Raw genomic sequence first — 20,207 nt, 5'->3', positions numbered from 1 at the left:
TAGCAAGGAAAACAAGTGCAAGAATTACGTCTGACGCAGCTAATCGTATTTTCTGGTTTGGCATTAGCCATCTTAACAGCAATTATGTGGCTAATGCCTCCAAATCAATCACTTGATGACAATAATGCCGCATTATGTGATGATCGTGACTGACCATAACCAAGGTGCAATCCTGCGCTTTACACTGCGCCACGAGCAAATCTAGCGTTTCTTTTTGGGTGATGGGATCGAGTCTAGAAGTGACTTCATCAGCAAACAGTAAGACAGGGTTAAAGAGTAGCGCGCGCAAAATCGCCACTCGTTGCAACTCGCCGCCCGACACGTTGAGCGCATTGCGAGTGAGAATTTGCTTATCTAGCTTTAGCTTTTCTAACAACTCAGGCACGCGGCTAGCATCTAAGTGGTGCTTTTTAATCACGTCATTTAGCAAAGTCTGTAGTGGCACATGCGAGGCAAAAGCGGCTGGTGGATCTTGATACAACTTAAGCACTTGATGACTTTTTGGTTTTTGTTGCCAAGTGATGACGCCGCTGGCAGGTTTCAATAAGCCGCATAACGCATCGCCCAATGAGCTTTTACCGATACCACTACCTCCAATCACACCAAGCACTTCGGCCTTTTGTAGACTGAAACTTAAGTCCTTAAACAAAATACGCTTGCCACGCGCCAGACTCAAGTCTTGGACAGTGAGTAATGGGCTGTCTTGAATGAGGCTTCTGTCTTGACTTTGCCAATTATATGGGGCAGCGGCAATCAATTGTTTGGCGTAGTCTGAGGTCGGCTGATTAAGTATTTGTTCGCCATTGCCTTGCTCTAATAGCTTACCTTTTTTCATAACCATGATACGGTCATTAGCACGACCACTTAAGGATTTTGCCACATCGATATCATGAGTGATCGTTAAAAGCGTACCGCCCTCTTTGGCGATGTTTTTTAATAGCGTAATGACTGCTTGCTTGTTGGCTTCATCCAAGCCCTTAGTCGGCTCATCGGCAATCACGATGTAAGCACCGCCTGAGGTCGCAATCGCAAATGAAGCGCGCTGTGCCATGCCGCCGGACAGCTCATGCGGATAATACTCTGCCGATTTTGCCAATCCTAAGCTATCGATTTTTTCTTTTGCTAACTGCTTACTGGTCTTATTGTCTCTTTTAGCGACAAAAAACAGGCTTTCCCACACCTGATCGAGCATGGTCATGGTGGGATTGAGCGAACGGCTTGGCTCTTGCGGTAGCATGGCCATACGGCGGCCCCAGTACTGGCGCAGTTGTGATTTGTTTAGCGCTTGATTTTCGATGAGGATATCACCTTGAGCCACCAACTCATCGGGCAATGCGCCCATGATGGCCTGCGCAAGTAAGCTTTTGCCCGAGCCTGTTTCGCCCAAAATAGTGACATTTTGCCCTTGATGCAGCGTCAAACTGATAGGCTCAACCAAACTTTGTCCCGACTTGGTAAACACCGCCACGTTGTTGGTTTGTACCAAGATGCTTTCTATCGATGATTTTTGTACCAATGAATGTTGTGTCGATGCATCTGCTCTCATTTTATTTTTCCTGAAATCAATTGTAAGCTTAAAACTAAAACGAAGACGGCAATAATAGGCTGTAGGAAAATGAAAGGCGCTTGATAATAATAAGGAAACAATTCGGTCATCATCAATCCAAGCTCAGCCGTGGGCGGACGCAAACCCACATTAATAAAGCCCAGTGTGGCAAGAGCCAGTACGGCATTACCAGCGGCAAAGGCACTGAGCGTCGCGATAACTGGCAAAATCTTCGGTAAAAAATGACGCTTGAAACAATAAAAAAAGTCCATACCCATCAAACGTGACGATTCGATTTCGCGGCTACTGGCAATCGTTTGCGTCATGGCGCGTACCATACGAAAAAACTCGACCCACAACACCAATGAAATCCCCAAATATAATGACCAAAAACTGTTAGGCGCAATAGCCGCAAACAACAATACAAATAGCAGTCCTGGTAGCGCCATGACAATGTCACACAAAAACCGACAGACAAAATCTATCCAGCCACCAAAATAACCGCTCAACACCCCCATAAGTAGCCCAAAAAACAACGCAAAACCCACTGACAACACAATCAGCGAAAACGATAAGCGAATGGCAGATGCCACCCTTGCCAGCATATCTCGGCCAAAATGATCGGTACCAAACCAATGGCTGACACTCGATGGCTGTAGCATGCCACTGAGATTTTGGGCATTGGCATCCATTGGATAATAAATAGGCTGTAAAAAGGCAAACACCAATAGTAAGAGTAGTAAAATACCCCCAAAAGCTTGTACGGGTTGCAGTTTGTTAAATAGTTTAAACACATTCATAAAATCAGCTTTCCTAGTGTTAATGGTGGATTTAGTGGTAATAAAAGTTAGCGCGCTAAATCAACGCGCGGATCAATCAGACCACTTAATAAATCCACCACCATATTTAGTACCACAAACATAGCGCCCATGATGAGCGCCGTGCCTTGTATCATTGGCACATCACGAGCAACAATCGCATGTACCAATGCATGACCGCTACCAGGCCACGCAAACAGACTCTCCACAATCACCACCCCTTCCACCAAATAAACCAGTTGTACTGAATGATAGGCCAAAATTGGAATGGCCACATTGCGCAGACCATGCCGACAGAACGCCGTCCATTTGCTCAAACCCTTTAACTCAGCAAAACGATAATATTCAGACGTTTGTACTTGCACCATCGCATGACGGCTGACTCGGATTGAGACCGCTGCCAGCCCAATCGCCAACGTCAACGCTGGCAAGATGTAATGTTGCGGCGTGCCATAACCTGCGGCTGGCAACCATTTGACTTGTACAGCAAGTAGCGTAATCAGGGCAATACCGATAATAAACACTGGGACGGAACGCAACACCGTACTCACCACCAAGGTCAAACGGTCAAATATCCCACTCGGTCTTTGCGCTGATAGCAAACCTAGAGGCGGCCCAATGACCAGCGATATCGCCAGTGCGACCAATGCCAGCGCCAAAGTATGTCCGAACTGATGCGCAATCTCCGACCATACCGACTCCCCGCTTACCAATGAATGCCCCAAATTGAACTGTGCCAAATCGAACAACCAATTAAAGTAGCTCTGCCACCACGGCTGATCCAATCCAAGCTCAGCTCGTACCAATGCAGCGGCGGCGGCATCCGTCTGATCGTAACCATAGCGACTGGCAGCGATGCGATAAGCCATGTCACCCGGTAAACTACGGGTCAAAATAAAGGTCAAGGTGCCGACCGACCAGACGACAAAAACCAGTTGTAATAAACGCTGGAAAATATATTTAAACATAGTTATCAATCACAATTTTTTTACGTGTATAAAGCAAATGACGGTAAAAACCAGGGCGTGTCTTCACTTTAAAAATGGTGATAAAAATGAGATAAATTGTAGTCAAACAAGAAAAATAGCGTAAATAATATCGAGATATTAACCAGCTATTTGACGCAGTTTGGCAAAATTTAGCCGTTTTTAGCCCATTTAGATGACCATCGATTGAATTGAAGACATGCCCTAATTACCAAGACAATTTATTCAAATAAAAATTTCGTTCTAAACCATCAATTTCCAAGCCCTTTAATGACTTATGCGCAGCGGCATTTTGTTGGTAATACACCACAGGTACGATAGGTCGCTCGTCATAGATGATTTTTGAGACCTTTTGTTTGGTGGCAATGTTATTGTCACTGTCATTGTCCTTAGTCGTCTCTAGCTTTGATAAACTGTCGGTCAGCTCAGAATCTTGCCAATTCATCACGCCCCAGTCGCTACCTTTTGGGTCAAAATCTTCGATCAGTGAACCCACGGGATCGGGCGTCATGCCATAGTTACGCGCATACAATGCCATCTCTAACGTACCATCTTGATGACCAGCAGGAATCTCTGAAAAATTACCCACGGACACCTCTACATCCACCCCGATTTTTTTCCACTGCGCTTGCAGCGCCGTGGCAATAATGGGCAATTCGGGACGGTCTGAAAAAGTGCGTAAGGTAAATTTGAACGGTTTGCCGTCTTTTTGTAGCATGCCATTGGCATCAGCCGTAAAGCCCAAATCCAGAAAACGTTGTTTGATTGCTTGCGAGTCTGGTGTTTGTGTCGCGGTTTTGATTTGCCAATCTTTAAAAATCGGTGGCAATATTTGGTTGGCCACGGCATTGTCTGCACGCATGACAGACTGAGCAATACCTTGTCTGTCGATTGCATCACTGAGCGCTTGGCGGACGTTGACATCACTAAATAAAGGATTTTTGGCATTGACTTTGTATTGAATGGTACGCGCCAGCGATTTTGATTTAACCTGCAAATTAGGGTCTTGTTGCAAGCGTTCAAGGCTCGCTGAATCTAGCGTAAATACCAGATAGTTGGGTTTGCTTTGCGCCAATAATGTGCGGGTTTCACTACGACTGTTGGCCAGATACGTGACGTCCTGAATTTTAGCTTTTTCGCCCCAGTAATCGGCAAAGGCTTTTTGTTCAATCTTTTGAGGCGGCTCAATTTTGGTCGCGTAATACGGACCCGTACCAATCAGCTCTTTCACCTCATTGTTAGCATCAAACGAAGAGGTTGCCAAAATAATACTGGTGGCATGTGCCAAATAAGCCGGAAAAGACATCAAGGGCTTTTCTAATCTAATCTCTACCGTCTTGCTGTCAATTGCCTTAATCTGTGAAATAGCAGCTGATTCCAAAGCGGTGGGTTTAGTGAGTGCCACTTCCAAACTTTTTACCACGTCAGCCGCCGTTAATGACGACCCATCATGGAACTTAACGCCATCACGTAAGATAAACGTCCAAATATCCCCTTTTTCGTTGCTAGACCAGCTTTGTGCAAGCATTGGCTGCAAATCGGCATTTTGCGCGGCATCAACGAGCGTTTCGGCAAGCTGTAAACGCTGAAAAATAAATCCTGACTTACTTGGATCAGTTGACGTTACTTCCCAAGGCGTAACCACGATTAAGTTTTGTTGATCATCACCCTGAGGCGTAGAGACTGTCTGACTGTCTGACGGCTTAGCGCCAGCAATGAAATACCATGCTAATCCTGCTAGGGCTAATAGCACAGAAATTAAGGCAATTTTTCTCATATATATTTCCGTTATAGTATAACATTCCAAAAAAAACGTTATGTTATAACGAAAGCCATTGAAGGTAAACCATTAATATGAAAATAATTCTCATTTGTCTCTGAATCAGTATCACGCCCCTATAAAATGAGAGACAGCACAAACTAAAAAATTACCTAAAAAAATAGACCAAGACAAATGCCTTGACCATGCAGCGTTACCAATAAGGGGAGCGCTGCATCTCTTCAGCGAGAAAATCCATAAACCATCTTTGTAATGGCGTGACCTGTTTTCGAGTGGCATAAATCACATAAACGCCCAAGGTTTTAGGCTGCCACTCAGGCAATAGCGCGATTAATCGGCCCGATTCAATCAAGGGCTGTACGGTTCCTAATGGCTGCAAGCTAATGCCATGCCCATTCAAGGTTGCATCAAGTAATACTTCAGGGATGTTGGCGCTGATATTACCCGAAATGGGGACAGATTCGGGGCCGTTTGGACCATCAAAAACCCATGCAGACCGACCAAAATAAGCAAAAGATAAGCAGTTGTGATGAATCAAAGACTGTGCATCCGTAGGCTTTCCTCTTTTTTGCAGATATTGAGGGGTAGCACAGACAATGGAGCGGCACTCTCCAATACGTCTGGCAACGACGTTTGGTTGCAAATCATTGGTAATACGAACAGCCAAATCGATACGGGAGTCAATCAAGTTGACTGAATCATCGGTTGCCAAAATATCAATCGCTGTCTGCGGCCAATGCGAGACAAAGTTACTAACCACCTTCATCAGAAAACTATCAATCAGTGAATAGCTGGCAGTAATTCGCAGCTGACCTTTCAACTCTACAGTGTTTTGGTTACGGATATCATCGAGCGTCTGGGTCAATCCAAGCAGCTGATGCGCAACCTCAAGCGTCTGCTCACCCGCTGCCGTAAGGCTTAAGCGTCTGGTGGTTCGATGTAATAAGCGCACATCCATCCAACTCTCAAGCTCTGTCAGATATCGTGATACTTTGGCGCGAGACATGTCTAAATTCTCTGCCGCTCGGCTCAAGCTACCTTGCTCAACAATAGTGACAAATACATGCATCGCAGTCAGTCTGTCCATTTTTTATCCTTATTTGCTCGAAATATGAAACAGTAAACACCGAATTATAGGGTATTTCAACGAAATATAATCAAATAGAATGACTTCTAACAATCAATACTCCACATAATGTGTCTTATTTACCCTACTACAAACAAAGGTGTCTTATGAACAAATGGATAGCATCTTCTGTGGCGGTCACCGCCCTACTACTTGCCGCACAAACCAACGCCGCTGACTTACAGCTTCAAGAATATAAAGCCAATAAAGACGCGATTTTCCCCGTGACCTCTGTACTTGCAAGCGGTGAAAAAGACGCCATTTTGTTTGATGCGCAGTTTAGTGTCAGCGATGGTAACGCCCTGGTTGATATGATCAAAAAGAGCAACAAAGATCTAAAAATGATTTATATCGCCGCAGGCGATCCAGATTACTATTTTGGTCTCCAGCCATTACTAAACGCCTTTCCTAATGTCAAAGTGATGGCCAGTCCTGCCACTGTTGAACACATCGAAGCCACCAAAGATGCAAAATTAGCGCATTGGGGCCCAATCCTTGGCAAAAACGCGCCGACGAAACTCACCGTACCGCAAGCGCTCAATCAATCAACATTGACGCTAGAAGGTCACCATATCGAAATTAAGGAAATGGGGACGCATCAAGCATATATGTGGGTGCCTGAGTCAAAAACCGTTTTTGGTGGCGTATCGGTGACATCGGGCCTACATGTTTGGACTGCTGATACTCAGACCAAAGCATCTCGCAGCGCTTGGATACAGTCGCTAGAACAAATGAAGTTGTTAGCGCCAAACGTGGTCATCCCAGGCCATTATTTAGGCAATCGCCTCAAAAAAGACCACGCGATTGACTTTACAATCAGCTATCTAAACACCTTTGAGCAAGCGCTTGATGAATCCCAAAAACAAGACGTGGAGCAATCAGAAAAAGTGATTGCAGTTATGAAAACAGCCTATCCGGCATTGTCTGGGGAGAGTAATTTAGAGTTGAGCAGTAAAGTCAATACAGGTGAGATGGCATGGTAAACACGAAGCATTAACACATAAAACCCCCATAAGTTGGATTCAACTTATGGGGGTTCGCTCATTTATGGCGCAGTGCAATTGCTCGGGCTTTTTAAATGGTGAGAAATGGCAATCTTAGTGCTTAAAAATTAACGCTGACATCGAAGATATAATAACGACCCGGTTCATTGAACGTACGGGCACCAGCATTGGTCGTCGTGCCTTCTCGTTTAATCTGCTTATCAAACAGATTCTTGATACCAGCGCCAATAGTGATGTCATCTGTTAGATTGTAGCGTGTGCTGACATTGGCAAGGGCGTATGGGTCACGATCCAGTTTCGGTGTGGTAAGTGCATCACCCGTAGTGACAGCGACTTCAGGCGCTTCAATAGTGCCATAGTAGCTAACACCAAAGTCCGTGTTCCAGCGAGGGGTGATATCCCAACTGACATTTGAATTCATGGTGAATTTAGGGATTAAGGATAACGGCTCACCCGTATCTTTGCGCTCTGAGCGGATATTCCCTGTCAGATTGGTAGACCACGAAACCGTATCAGTGACGGGTACTTTGACAAAACCTTCAATGCCTTCAATGATAGCATCCCCTTGGTTTTCCCATTGAAACACAGAACGGTCTGCAGCAAGGCCATCAGCCACCACACCGACGACGCCCACACGCTCTACACCAGCACCGATACGATTGTCATAATCATTGTGATAGTAAGTCAAACCTGCATTCAGCCCAGTGTCATCCTTATAAGTAAACGTCAGCTCTTTGTTCCAAGAGGTTTCGTGCTCTAGATCAGGATTACCCAAGACATAGCAGCCGCGCTGATCAAGCGGCACGTTAGATGGGCAACCGTTACTACGCGTATAGTAGATGTAGTTGGGATCAAGCTGGTAGAGGGACGGCGCTTTAAACGCGCGACTGGCACCCGCTTTCACCGACCAGTTTGGACTGAAGTTCCAAGTGGTGTTCAGACTGGGTGACCAATTGCTGCCAGCTTGATCGTGATAATCAAAACGCACGCCAGGCGTAATATACCAGTCCGGGGTCAATTGATAGTTGTCTTCTAGATACGCACCAATAAGGTAAGCCTCTGTCACTGAATCACGCTTGGCAGGATCAGCCTCGGTATCGCCAAAATCAAAGCCTTCGTCAAACGTTAAAGTCGAAACCAATGGATTGTCCAATCTTTCGCCGCGGAACTCTGCCCCAGCCGTCAAGGTGTGACGATCAAAGTAAACGTCCCACTCTGATTTTGCATTTAATGTGTCATAGGTCGCTTTTGTCCAATTATATTCAGCTTCTCCTTCAGGTTGTGAGATTTCACCTTCATAACGGCCAGCATTACCTTCATTAAGACGCTCATTAATGGTGCGCGTATATTCAAGATAGCTGTTACTGCTGGTATTGTCATACTCACCTCGGTGAGTGAAGGCAGCACCATAGCGCTCCATCTTATTGGTTTCTTGACCTGCCAGCGCATTGACCAAGTCATCATTGATCGTCTGGAACTGTGAATCACCTGCCCAGCGGTTGCTTTGATTGCTGTAATTGACCTCAAGGCCGACGGTATTCATCGCATCTATGACATATTCAAACAGCTGGCGCGCATCTATATTTTCGACGCCCTCACGACCAGCAGCAACATAGGCTACTGGTACACCGCTGTCATCAATGATTTGAGCATCTTCTTCATTGATATAAGGGTCATCGCCTTCGCTATCATGGTAGCCAAGCGTGGTACGAAAAGACAGCTTATCCGTCAATGGGCCTGCCATATTGATGTTCGTGCGCCAATTTTCGCCCTCAAGATCACTTTCTGGTAGCTCGTAATGACCTGTGACCGAAAACTCTTTTTTGGTTGGGGCTTTGCTGATGATATTGACCACGCCGCCCATACTACCAGAGCCATAACGCGCAGCCGCTGGACCACGCAGTACTTCGATGCGTTCGATAGCGCTTGGCGGTACCCATTGTGAGTCACCGCGCGTGTCCTGCTCACTGCCACGACCAGGACGTACCGCATTACGTGAGGTAACTGGACGACCATCGATTAAAATCAGGGTATTATTCGGCCCCATTCCGCGCAGATCAATTTGACGCTGGTTGCCACGCTGCCCTGACGTAGACGATCCCGAGAGATTCACACCCGGCATTTTACGCACGATTTCTGAGATGTCATTAGAAAGTGATGCTTTTTCAATCGCTTCTTCATTAATAATAGACAGACCAGGCGCTTGTACCAGCTCATCCCTTGCCGCAAGTACGACAATGGTATCTAACTCAGTACTTGGCATGTCTTGTTGGTTATCAGCTTCTTGAGCGGCTGTCTGTTGTACCGTGAGCTCACTGCTCTCAGCTGCCAATGCAGTGGTGCTAAAAATAGAAGCAATGGCAAGGCTCAACAAGGCTTGACGAGTCGCGAAATGTGGCGGTTTTTGTGATTGAGAATATTTTTTGGAGGCAGAAGAGGTGGATAACATGGGCATAAATAACAATCCTGATAGTTAAAACATTCATACAGTTCACCGCCTTATTGGGATGAACCGATAAAAAACATGTGAGGAGTGGTATGATTGACAAATATAACTGCTAATTTTTAATAATCAACCGTATAGCTTAGGCCATACGTCGTACCAGTTGCAGGTAGGCGGTTCGTGTTATCAAACGTGGTTTGATGGTAGACTGTTTGATAGTCTTTATTAAGTAAATTATAAACACCATAACCGACGCGGCCGACAGGCATGTTTACTTGACCTAATACATCTAAAGTCATATAACCTTTGACTGGTAGTGCACTAGAATTAGGATCATTTTTCTGATCCTTAAACGCTCTATCGTCGCCGCCAATCGCCAACGCTTGCAGGCGTATATTGCTGCCTTCATCAAAGTTATATTGCGCAAAGGCTGTGCCCTTAAGTGGCGTCAAACGTACTGCATCCAGCTCCAGCCAATCGCCTTCCTTCTTATACTGACCACGGGTATAAGCCACACTACCACCCACTTGCCAGTTATCACTGATATCTTGAGTAAGCGATCCCTCTACGCCGTAGATACGCTCATCCGTATCCACCACTTCTACGGTGTAATCATTGGTAAAACGAACGGTTTTGTCCGAGGTATTATAAAAGGTGCTTACTCTGGCTGACGTATCACCGCGTTTGCCTTCCCAGCCCAAATCATAGTTGTTGATTGAGATGGGTTGCACATTGTCTGAGTTGACCACATAGCCTGCACGCACGTCACGTAAAGCGCGCTGTATGTCAGCGGTGGTAAATCCTTGTGAAAAATTGGCAAATATTTGATCATTTGGTGTCAGCTGATAACTGCTACCGAGGTTAAATAACATTTTGTCGTGATCTGTCTTACCCTTGGCTACCTCACCTGCTTGGTAGTCAATACCATATTGCTGGCTGACACCGCTAATTTTCGGATCATTAAAATACTCTTCTAATAGTTGCTCGTAAATCGGGGTGAAAGCGTCTGTTTCTGCCTTAAGCTTTTGATAACGTACGCCAGCGCTAGCGTGCCATTTATCCGTGAGGTCTATATCCGCATTGACAAACGCGCCAATCTTATCAATAGTGGTGTCCGGCCCACCATTATAGGTTATACCATTTGTCTTCGAAACCAAACCATTACTGTCCTTGAACTGGGTGAAGTCTTGCCCATGGTAGGTTTGTTCGCTGTTCTCACGCTCAAAGTCAGCGCCATAGCTCAATAGCGTTTTTTTACCAGCAAGCTCTGTCTCAGTCTGCATCGCCGCGCGCAGACCCATCACTTCGATATCGGCTTCTGATTGCATAACAAATTTCGCATCGTCTGCCAGCTTTTTCGCTGTGGCTTTGTCGGCGCCGTTTGCTTGCAATACTTCACGGGCTTGTTTGATGGCCGTTTTACCAGAAGGATAAAAACGTCCCTGTTCATCGCGGTAGTAACCCGTAACGCTTAGGTTAGAACCAAAAACATCGTCATTGTTATAGTTGAGATTCACGGATTTTTTGGTGGTATAAGGCTGATTCTCTATACGAGCGCCATCGATTGCTTTTAAAGATGGCGGCGTACCCAGTAATAATACTCCTAACTCTTTACCATAATCTGGGCCGTAATCAGTATCTTGCTCATCGTTATAATAGGTCACCGCCAGATTCACGCTTTGACTGTCATCGATGTCCATTCCTAAATTAGCATTGACACTCAGTGAATCGGTATCTTGCTGATCGGTTTGCTTGACATCTGGGCCAATACGGTCGCCATGGCTATCAAACTTACCGCCTTTGCTGGCGTAATCTACATCCAGGCGACCGTAGACACGCTCGCCGCCATAACCCAAGCTCTGACCCACATGATAACCCAATGAATCTGATTCAAACTCACGGCTACTGTCAACACCCAAGCGGGTTTGACCGGTAAAGCCTGCGCCTGCTGCCGATTTGGTCACCAAATTAATAAGTCCACCTGCTGCGCCAGCGCCATAAATACTGGTTGCGCCAGAGAGCACCTCTACCCGCTCAAGCTGAGCTGGATCAATGCTGTTCAGCTCTCGTGATAAGCTGCGTGACCCTGACAACGGTACGCCATTTAGCAAGAATTGCACCGGACGACCGCGCATGGTCGTACCATAGTTACTGGTTGAGCCACTACTAGCACCCAAACTCGGAATCAGCTGTGCCAATATATCGCCTGTGGTACGGTTGCCTGTGGCCTGTTCTCGAATGTCTGCTTCTCCAATCACTTGGGTGACTGCTGGCATCTCACTGATCTTTTGTGCCAGTGCCGTACCTGTCTTTGCACGAGCCGTCACTGTGATGGTATCCAAAGTGACACTTGGTGTATCACTGGTCGCCGAGGTTACGGCTGTCTCTGTGGTGGAATTTGAAAGCGTAACATTCGTTTGCGCATATAATTGCTGGCTAATACAGAGTGTAAGAAGAGATAGAGCAACTTGATGGTGGCTTTTCATTGTCATTTCACTTATTTGAATAGTGGCTGGATAGTGGTCTGAGTTATGTTTAGCTCGTAATACAGAATGTACTAAGTTTGTGAATAATAGTGTAAATGATAATTATTAACATTTCCACACCTATTTACAAATCAAATAGCCTATTACCTCATGACAATAAATGGGCGCAATTACTTATCACATGTAAGAACACGTGTTGACTTTCTAATGCCTCATGCCAATTGGTTTATCGCTTAAACAACGAATCCAATTGGTTGTTTTGATAAGCTTTAAAAAACCGCTGGAATTTGGTTTCATCTTGCTGATGTTTTGTTTATGCCGTTTTTGGTAATTGCCGCGCTGAAAAGACCGTCAAAAACAAAATCACAGCCAACATGACAAAAATCTCTTGGATAGCGGTACTGACGCTTTGCGCGCTGCCAGCTTCTAACAACTGCGCGCCGCGTCCTGCCACATAGACCGTCATCAACGTGATAAAAATGGTAGAGACAATTCGGCGGCTGATATTGTTGAGTGCGGCGCCTTCCGTAACCACTTCTTTGGCCAAGCTACTAAAACCTACCGTGGTAGTTGGCAGATACGCCAGTCCCACGCCCACACCTTGTATACTCATGACCGTTATTAACAGCCAAATCTTCGGCTCATACAAGCACCATGCCAGCATCAGCATAGACAGCGTGCTAATCACAATACCCAAAATACCCATACTTCTAGCGCCATACTTATCTACTCGCTTGCCTGCAAAATGAGTCGTAACACTAGACACGAGTGTCGATATCATCAAAATAACGCCCGTCCATAGCGCACGTTCGCCCATCACCTCTTGTACCAATATAGGCAATAACAACAAACCTACCATCAGACCCAAAGTCTGAGTAATACTGATAATCGTACTGTGTAAATACACCTTGTTATGAAACAAACGCACGTTCAATAACGGCTGACTCTGACGGCGCTCATACACCCACCAACCTGCAAAGGACAAGAAAAACACAGCAGCCAATAAACTTGTTCCAACCATACTGGTTAGGCTGGCATGAAAATCTGCCTTAAGCGTACTCAGCCAAGTCATCAACGCCAGCAGCCAAACCAGCAAACTTATAAACCCAATGGCATCAAACGTGTTAGAAGCCTTAGGCGCATGGATATCAGGTAACAATAGCCACACCATGACTGTGACCAACGCGCTCAGCGGCAAAGTAATCGCGAACAATGTCCACCACGCAAATTGCTCCACCAAATAAGCCCCTATCAGCGGGCCAAATGCCAATGACATCATAATCACGATGCCCCATAGCGCCATCACTCTGCCATGTCTGTGCTTCGGGTAAATTTGATAAAGCATACCAATAGACAAAGGGATAATCAGACCACCACTCATTCCTTGTACAGCGCGCGCCACAATCACCATCGTCATGCTAGGCGCTAGCATACCAATCAACGAACCCAACATAAACCCTATGATAGCGAGCGAATACAAAGTCTTAAAAGCAAACTGTTTATGCAGATAACCACTAAGCATCAGCCCCACGCTCATAGACAATATATAGGCATTTAACACCCAGCCGCCCATAACAATATCGACGGCGAACACCGACATAAAAACTGGAATAGCAGGGTTGAGGGCACTATTGCTAAAGCTGACCACTGTACCGCCGAGCAGCAGCGTCAACAGTACCTGACGCACTTGCTTTTCTGTCAGTCCGTGACTGCTATCCAGTGAAGGCCTCATCTAAAAAATCTATCGACTCACAGCGACTGGGACTTTACGAATCAGCCATAAGAAATACGCGCCGCCAATAATGGCTGCAATCGTACCAGCAGGTAGCTCATAAGGGAAAATAACATAACGCCCAATCCAATCTGCCAGCACCATCACGCCTGCGCCCAGTAAAGCCGCTAAAGGCAATTGGCGTTCAAGCCGCACCGCGCCAAGCGAGGTTGCCAAATGCGGCACCATCAAGCCAATAAAACTGAGTGGCCCTACGGCAAGCGTGCTGGCAGTGCTAAGCGCTGCCACCAGTGCCAGCAATGCAATTGTGACGGGCGTTACTGCCACGCCTAGATTACGAGCGACACCTGTGCCCAAACCGAGGACGCGCAGAGGTTTGATAAGTAGCAGACTTAATAGCAATAAGATCATAGCAATACCCATGAGATACCACACGGTATTAGGCTGCGCGCTATAAGTAGTTCCAGACAACCAGCTAAGCATCGCCTCTAGACGCGGGTCACCAGAGAGCTTGACCATGTGCATGACCCCATCCATCATGGCGGCAATACCAATACCGACCAACAGTAGATAGCCTGAGCTTACCCTACGCGCCAGCCAAACAATCAATAGCAGTACAGCGACAGCGCCAGACAACCCTGACAGCAGCAATGTGCCTGAGCCTGCGGACAACCCCAAGCTTGGTAGTAATAAAAACCCCAAGATAACGCCAAGCGCTGCCCCTGAGCTCACCCCCAATACCTCTGGACTGGCCATCGGATTGCGCGTGAGCGTTTGCAGTAGGACGCCAGCGACCGCCAACATAAGACCCGTTGCAGCCGCACTCAAACTGCGAGGCAGTCGATACTGCTCAGTAATTGCCCAATCCGTGCTCAGCCCCCAGCCATTGACATCTTGCACCAAAAGGCAAGCCAGTATAATCATGACAATGACGCCAATGCCCCAGCGCCAAAACGCGACAGGTGTGTGCGTGCCCGTGAGCATGGGCGTCACGGTTTCTATGCGCTCACGGCGCTGACGCAAAATCAGCCAAATAATAAGTGGTGCGCCAAGAATACCCGTCATCGCCCCTGCTGGGATTTGCATGTTCAGCACCGGCTCAAGTAACAAGGCCAAATTGCTGGTCAGCCATAACAGTAATGCGCCTAGACCAAAGGCCGCAGCCAAGCGTTTGCTAATTGATGACACGCCCAGCGCATTGACTAAACTGGCAGCACCTAGACCGATAAAGCCAATCAGACCGACTTCACTAACCACCAAGGCTGTGACGACAGCCACAATAAGCACCACCAATGCGCGGATACCGTTAATCGGCACGCCCAAACGTTTGGCTTGCGAATCATCCAAACTCATTAGTGTCAGTGGTTTTAACAATGGCAAGCACACGACTGCCATTACGACCGCCGTTATCGACAGCATCATACTGGTGTGCCAGCTGTTTTGGGCCAAAAACCCTGCCGCCCACGACAACATACCATTACTACGCTCAGCGAAAAACAACACCAAGACGTTGGCAACGGCAGCGAGTAAAATATTGACCACCAAGCCTGCTAATATTAAGATCAAAGGGTTAAATCGGCTGGGCGCTGACAACGCAAAGACCAGCCCCATACTGATAATCGCCCCGACAAAGGCCACATAAATACCGCCATAAATCGCCAAACTCGGCAAAAACAAGGTCACGATTAGCATGGCCAACTGTGCGCCCACACCCACGCCCAACGTGGTGTCTGAGGCCAAAGGATTTTTGACCAACTGCTGTAGCAAGATGCTGACCACGCCCAGCAGACCACCTGCCAATAGCGCCACGACACTGGTCGCCACCACATGTAGCTGCGTCGCCATACTAGCGATATCTAACTGCGCGCTTGGGAGAAACAAATCCCCAATAGGCCTCGTCCACTCTTGATTGATCAACGCCCAACTGCTCCACAAGCACAAGCTTACAAGGACAATAAGCATTGCCCATAATCGCCATGACGTAGCAGCGCGGCGCGTACTGTGCGGTTGAGGTGAGTTTGGTGGTGGGCTTGATGGTTTTTGTTTTGGCGAATCGGAGTGCTTTGAGATATCGACCGTTTCGGAAGAAGAAAGTGACGTCATAGGCTTGGCATCATTAGTTATGTTATTGGCAGGCGTGTGATGGGGCTGACTGGTATTAACATTGGTATTAGCGGTCATGATGCGCTCCCGCCTTTTAACTCAACAGTGGATAAATTGTTTGCCAAGTCGACCAATGATGACATGCCACCATAAATCCATACTGGCGGCATCTCGCCCACACAGCGGTTATTGCCGTAGCTTAAGCGCTGCCAAACCAGACTGTCCTTAATCTCAGCTCGGGTTATTGGACTCAAAGGATCGATGATTAATAAGCAAACGTCATCATCCAATTGCGCCAAATCGCCCATTCGTATCGGCACAAAGCCATAACTATTGCCTTTACCCAATACCATCAGCTCTTTTTGCATTTGGGTGAGCGCTGGTTTGAACAAACTGTTTGCGACATACATGCGCATATTATTGGCATCCGCAAACTGTACAACGGCGAATTTTTTTACATTTGGATAACGCTGCTGAAGGCGCTCACTGGCTACCTCTATGTCTTTTCGGCTTTTTGCAATGTAGTCTTCTGCCAATTTTGGCTCATCAATCAGTTGACCTAACTGTCGAGTCGGCTGAACATAATCTGCCCAAGTCGCGGTATCGCCTTTAGCGGCAAACATAACAGACTCTGCGGGCACGTCTCCATAAAGGTTGCGGGCATGTTCATAAAAAAAGTTATCCACCACCATATCGACAGGTAGCTGGGCGATCAGTTCAGCGTTAGGCTGATAGCGAATACCCAAATCAATCGTTGAAGTCGGCAATTTAGGCGTGCTCACCCATCTGTCCCATACTCTGATATCGCCTGTCGCAATCGGTGGATAGCCCATAGCCGTTAACGTTGCTGCATTGCCCCAGTCAGGAGAAACAATATTGATATCTACGTTATTGGGACTGTCTACCTGAGTGATTTGTTGCTCAGTTATTGGTTTATGACAGGCAGTCAGTGCGGTGGCGAGCGCCAAAGTTGCTACGATAGGTCGCCGCTTTATCTTTACAAAAGCGGTGCCGATACGATCAGTCAGTAAAGGTTTTGCGACCCGTTTAGAGGCGATATATTGATACAGTACGGAAAACATAGCAGTCTATCTTTTTTAAGCGGATAAGATGAGATAAGTAAATGAGCAATAACGGGGAAAGCCTGATATCAAGCAACGGCAACCGGCTGTCCTGTTATAGGATGCTGAAGCAACTGCATATCGACATTAAAGATGTCACGCAATATGTCAGGCTGCATGGTGCTTTTGATGTCACCATTATGGCAAACACGGCCATTTTTTAGCGCAATGACGCGATCGGCATACTGCGCGGCCAGATTGATATCATGGATAATAATGACCACACTCAAGCCCTGCTCATCGACCAAACGACGAATAAGCTGAATCACTTCTAGCTGATAATGCATATCAAGTGCCGCTAATGGCTCATCGAGCAGCAGATAGCGAGTGTCTTGCGCCAAACACATCGCCAACCAAACTCGGGCGCGCTCGCCACCTGAGAGTGTGGCTGTGATACGGTCAGCGAACGCCTCTGTTTGTGTGATACTCATCGCTTCTGCGACTTTGTCTTTGTCAATTTGGCTTGGTTTTTGCAGCCACTTTTGATGCGGATAGCGTCCCAGCATCACCAGCTCTCGCACCGTAAAGCCAGCAGCATCGGGCAATTGCTGCGGCAAATAAGCCATGTGCCGAGCCAGCTCTTTACTGCTGTAATCGCTGATACGGCGCTCATCTAAATTGACGCTACCGCCATTACTCATCATCTCGCCTGCCAACGCTTTAATCAAAGTGGATTTGCCCGAACCATTATGTCCAACCAAGGCCACCAATTCATTGGTGGCCATCTCACAGCTCACATTGTCTAGTAAGGTATTTCCTTGACGACTGACGATCAGTTGATCTGCACGTAACATATAGGTACTCGTTATTAATTAAAGTCGCGGTCTTTGTATCAAAAAGTCAATAAAAGCTGATTTTACTCGTAAATGAGAATAAAAACAATTATCATTAATGGCGATGCCGTTTTTTCCTCCTCCATTCACTGTTGTTCGTGAGTATATATATGACCCATTCTATCCCCTCTATTAAATACCATTCTCCTACTCAAGCAGACTCATATACTATCTTAACTTTCCCTGAGATTGCAGATGCCATGGCTCATATCAATGAAGAGCATGTCGATGAACTGCATGGATTTTTGCGTGCATTTATTTCGGTAAGCTCAGACGAGCTGGTGAACGCAAACGTAAAATTGACAACGGTCTATGCAGAAGCCATCGCTTTACAGGTACAGTTTGACGACACAAAAAAAACATCTACTCAGACACCTGAGCAGACGTTTTTTATCCCATTCATAGCGCCTATCACCCAAATGGGTGAGTTACACACCCAATATATTGCGCTCAAACAAAAAGCGGACAAAAAGCTCGGCAAAAAAACCATCAAATTGACCAAACAGCATTTTGTCGTACAGGACAGCCACATGGTCAGCAAAAACATGCTGCGTCTTATATTAACCGTCCCTCACTTAAATGCTATTGGTGATACCTCAAACCATCATCGCTCAAGTTCTGTACCAATCAATGAAGCTGGCTATGCGTATTTATTTGATTTAGAGCATAACCGCAGCGTGGCAAAAATCCCTGCTGAAGGCGCTAATAACAGCATTGATAAAAACGAGCCGCCTGCGCGTGCTCATTGCTATTACACATTAAGAAAAGCATGGCAAACCTCAGATGGCGTACAAGCATGGGTCGATGTTTTTTTGCATGGCGACACCTCAGGTGGTAATTGGGCACGCTCATTACAAGCAGGCGATAGCGTGATAAGCAAACGTGAATTCCCTGAAAAGATTGAGCATTTGCGTGAAGGTCAAGCATTGCTGATAGCTGATGAAACCTCGATGCCAACTGTTGCGCGCTTGCTGGAGCTTTGGGATAATTCTCAGCCACCATTAGTCCTTTGTGTCACAGAAGATGCTGCCGATCAAACGTATTTTGATACGGTTAAATTAGGCGCTGATAGCATAAATAGTAATGCGGCAAATCAGCAAGACAATCACTTTACGGTATTGCCTTTGGTGACGGATCAAGTCAATGCGGGACGAGCGCTGGCCGACTTAATCGATACGACATTGGCTGATTATTTGACCACACATTCCTTACACATTGATAAGGTTTGGGGCGCTTTAGAAGCAGGTACAGCCAAAACACTTCGAGGGCTGCTGCAACAAAGGCTCGGATTGGCGCGGGCTGACTCGGTTATTAAGGTTTATTGGCGTAAGGATTGATAGAACAATCGTTGTCCCCTTTTTTATTTAGAATCAACTATACACAGCTGGCTTCTATGGTTGGCGCTACTAGTGTGCCAAGATTGAACTCGGCAAACTCCGCATGCAGGGTAACCACATCGCCCATAATCAGTAGTGCAGGTGTGGGCAGATTGGCAGACGCTTGTTGTTCTGCGATATCTTTTACTGTGCCTATAAGTACTTGCTGCGTGGGTAAACTGGCATGACTGACGATAGCAAAGGGTGTCTCACTGTCGCGTCCTGCCGCAATCAACCCTTTTGTCATCTCGTCCAGACGGTGCAATCCCATATAAAAAACGACCGTCTGAGTGCTGTCAAGCAATTCACTATAGTCAGTATTCGGTTCGCCGAGTTTTTTGCAGGCAGTGACAAACTGCACCGATTGGGCATGATCGCGATGCGTCAGTGGAATACCTGCTCGACTTGCCGCAGCACTGGCGGCGGTGATACCGGGAATTGACTCAAAGTAGATGCCATGACGTACCACTTCTTGAATCTCTTCACCGCCGCGCCCAAAGATAAAGGGATCACCGCCTTTTAGCCTTACCACTACTTTATTGGCAAGCGCATGTTTGACCAAAAGCTCGTTGATACCCTCTTGCGGTAACGCATGATTGGCGCGGCGCTTACCGACAAATATCTTTTCGGCAGTGAGCGCACACATATCCAAAATATCTTCAGAGACTAAGCTGTCGTACAGCACCACATCGGCACGCTGCATCACTCTCAATGCTTTTAAGGTCAGCAGTTCAGGGTCACCAGATCCCGCACCCACCAAATATACAACGCCTTTCTTATGATAGGCTTTGGTCGTTTCTGCACAGTTTTGACCCATTAAGTCGTACGTTGAACGGTTTGACACAAAGGCAGA

Annotated in this window: 14 protein-coding genes; 2 read left to right on the top strand and 12 right to left on the bottom strand. The window is 46.6% G+C overall.

Annotation, left to right across the window (positions count from 1 at the left end; all coding sequences use genetic code 11):
- Positions 1–82: 82 nt before the first annotated feature.
- From AC0J5Y_RS06640 to AC0J5Y_RS06620, 5 genes are all read right to left on the bottom strand, one after another.
- Positions 83–1,546: an ABC transporter ATP-binding protein gene (locus AC0J5Y_RS06640; protein ID WP_475129959.1), complete on the bottom strand. Its 1,464-nt coding sequence runs from the start codon at positions 1,544–1,546 to the stop codon at positions 83–85.
- Positions 1,543–2,346: an ABC transporter permease gene (locus AC0J5Y_RS06635; protein ID WP_475129958.1), complete on the bottom strand. Its 804-nt coding sequence runs from the start codon at positions 2,344–2,346 to the stop codon at positions 1,543–1,545. The genes AC0J5Y_RS06640 and AC0J5Y_RS06635 overlap by 4 nt, the downstream gene beginning before the upstream one ends.
- Positions 2,347–2,393: 47 nt before the next feature.
- Entirely contained in the window at positions 2,394–3,332 is a 939-nt protein-coding gene (locus AC0J5Y_RS06630) for an ABC transporter permease (RefSeq protein WP_475129957.1), read from the bottom strand.
- Positions 3,333–3,558: 226 nt separating this feature from the next.
- On the bottom strand, positions 3,559–5,127 hold the full coding sequence (locus tag AC0J5Y_RS06625) for an ABC transporter substrate-binding protein (RefSeq protein WP_475129956.1): 1,569 nt from the start codon (positions 5,125–5,127) through the stop codon (positions 3,559–3,561).
- 196 nt (positions 5,128–5,323) lie between these two features.
- Positions 5,324–6,217: a LysR family transcriptional regulator gene (locus tag AC0J5Y_RS06620; RefSeq protein ID WP_475129955.1), complete on the bottom strand. Its 894-nt coding sequence runs from the start codon at positions 6,215–6,217 to the stop codon at positions 5,324–5,326.
- A 146-nt stretch (positions 6,218–6,363) separates the two neighbouring features.
- On the opposite strand from AC0J5Y_RS06620, the gene AC0J5Y_RS06615 reads away from it, so the two are divergent.
- Positions 6,364–7,239, top strand: coding sequence for an MBL fold metallo-hydrolase (locus AC0J5Y_RS06615; protein ID WP_475129954.1), 876 nt, complete (start codon positions 6,364–6,366; stop codon positions 7,237–7,239).
- A 121-nt stretch (positions 7,240–7,360) separates the two neighbouring features.
- Here the strand turns inward: AC0J5Y_RS06615 and AC0J5Y_RS06610 are convergent, their stop codons facing one another.
- The 6 genes from AC0J5Y_RS06610 to AC0J5Y_RS06585 form a co-directional block, all read right to left on the bottom strand.
- Complete coding sequence (locus AC0J5Y_RS06610; RefSeq protein ID WP_475129953.1) at positions 7,361–9,715, bottom strand: FepA family TonB-dependent siderophore receptor; 2,355 nt, start codon at positions 9,713–9,715, stop codon at positions 7,361–7,363.
- A 110-nt stretch (positions 9,716–9,825) separates the two neighbouring features.
- Positions 9,826–12,189: a TonB-dependent receptor gene (locus AC0J5Y_RS06605; protein ID WP_475129952.1), complete on the bottom strand. Its 2,364-nt coding sequence runs from the start codon at positions 12,187–12,189 to the stop codon at positions 9,826–9,828.
- Between the two features lie 313 nt (positions 12,190–12,502).
- Positions 12,503–13,921, bottom strand: a complete 1,419-nt coding sequence (locus tag AC0J5Y_RS06600) for an MFS transporter (protein ID WP_475129951.1) — start codon at positions 13,919–13,921, stop codon at positions 12,503–12,505.
- 9 nt (positions 13,922–13,930) lie between these two features.
- Positions 13,931–16,102, bottom strand: a complete 2,172-nt coding sequence (fhuB, locus tag AC0J5Y_RS06595; RefSeq protein ID WP_475129950.1) for a Fe(3+)-hydroxamate ABC transporter permease FhuB — start codon at positions 16,100–16,102, stop codon at positions 13,931–13,933.
- Positions 16,099–17,106: a TroA family protein gene (locus tag AC0J5Y_RS06590; protein ID WP_475129949.1), complete on the bottom strand. Its 1,008-nt coding sequence runs from the start codon at positions 17,104–17,106 to the stop codon at positions 16,099–16,101. Before AC0J5Y_RS06590 ends, fhuB begins: the two co-directional genes overlap by 4 nt.
- Positions 17,107–17,174: 68 nt before the next feature.
- Positions 17,175–17,939, bottom strand: a complete 765-nt coding sequence (locus AC0J5Y_RS06585) for an ABC transporter ATP-binding protein (protein WP_475129948.1) — start codon at positions 17,937–17,939, stop codon at positions 17,175–17,177.
- A gap of 149 nt (positions 17,940–18,088) precedes the next feature.
- On the opposite strand from AC0J5Y_RS06585, the gene AC0J5Y_RS06580 reads away from it, so the two are divergent.
- The gene (locus tag AC0J5Y_RS06580; RefSeq protein WP_475129947.1) at positions 18,089–19,315 is read left to right on the top strand and encodes an SIP domain-containing protein; all 1,227 of its coding nucleotides are present in this window, start codon (positions 18,089–18,091) and stop codon (positions 19,313–19,315) included.
- Between the two features lie 37 nt (positions 19,316–19,352).
- On the opposite strand, the gene cobA is transcribed toward AC0J5Y_RS06580, so the two are convergent.
- Positions 19,353–20,171, bottom strand: coding sequence for a uroporphyrinogen-III C-methyltransferase (gene cobA, locus AC0J5Y_RS06575; protein WP_475132114.1), 819 nt, complete (start codon positions 20,169–20,171; stop codon positions 19,353–19,355).
- Positions 20,172–20,207 lie beyond the last annotated feature (36 nt).

The sequence above is a fragment of the Psychrobacter sp. TS_SC_6 genome, from assembly GCF_056156305.1.
The sequence above is the reverse complement of the archived record's forward strand: the minus strand, read 5'-3'. Positions and strand labels throughout refer to the sequence as shown.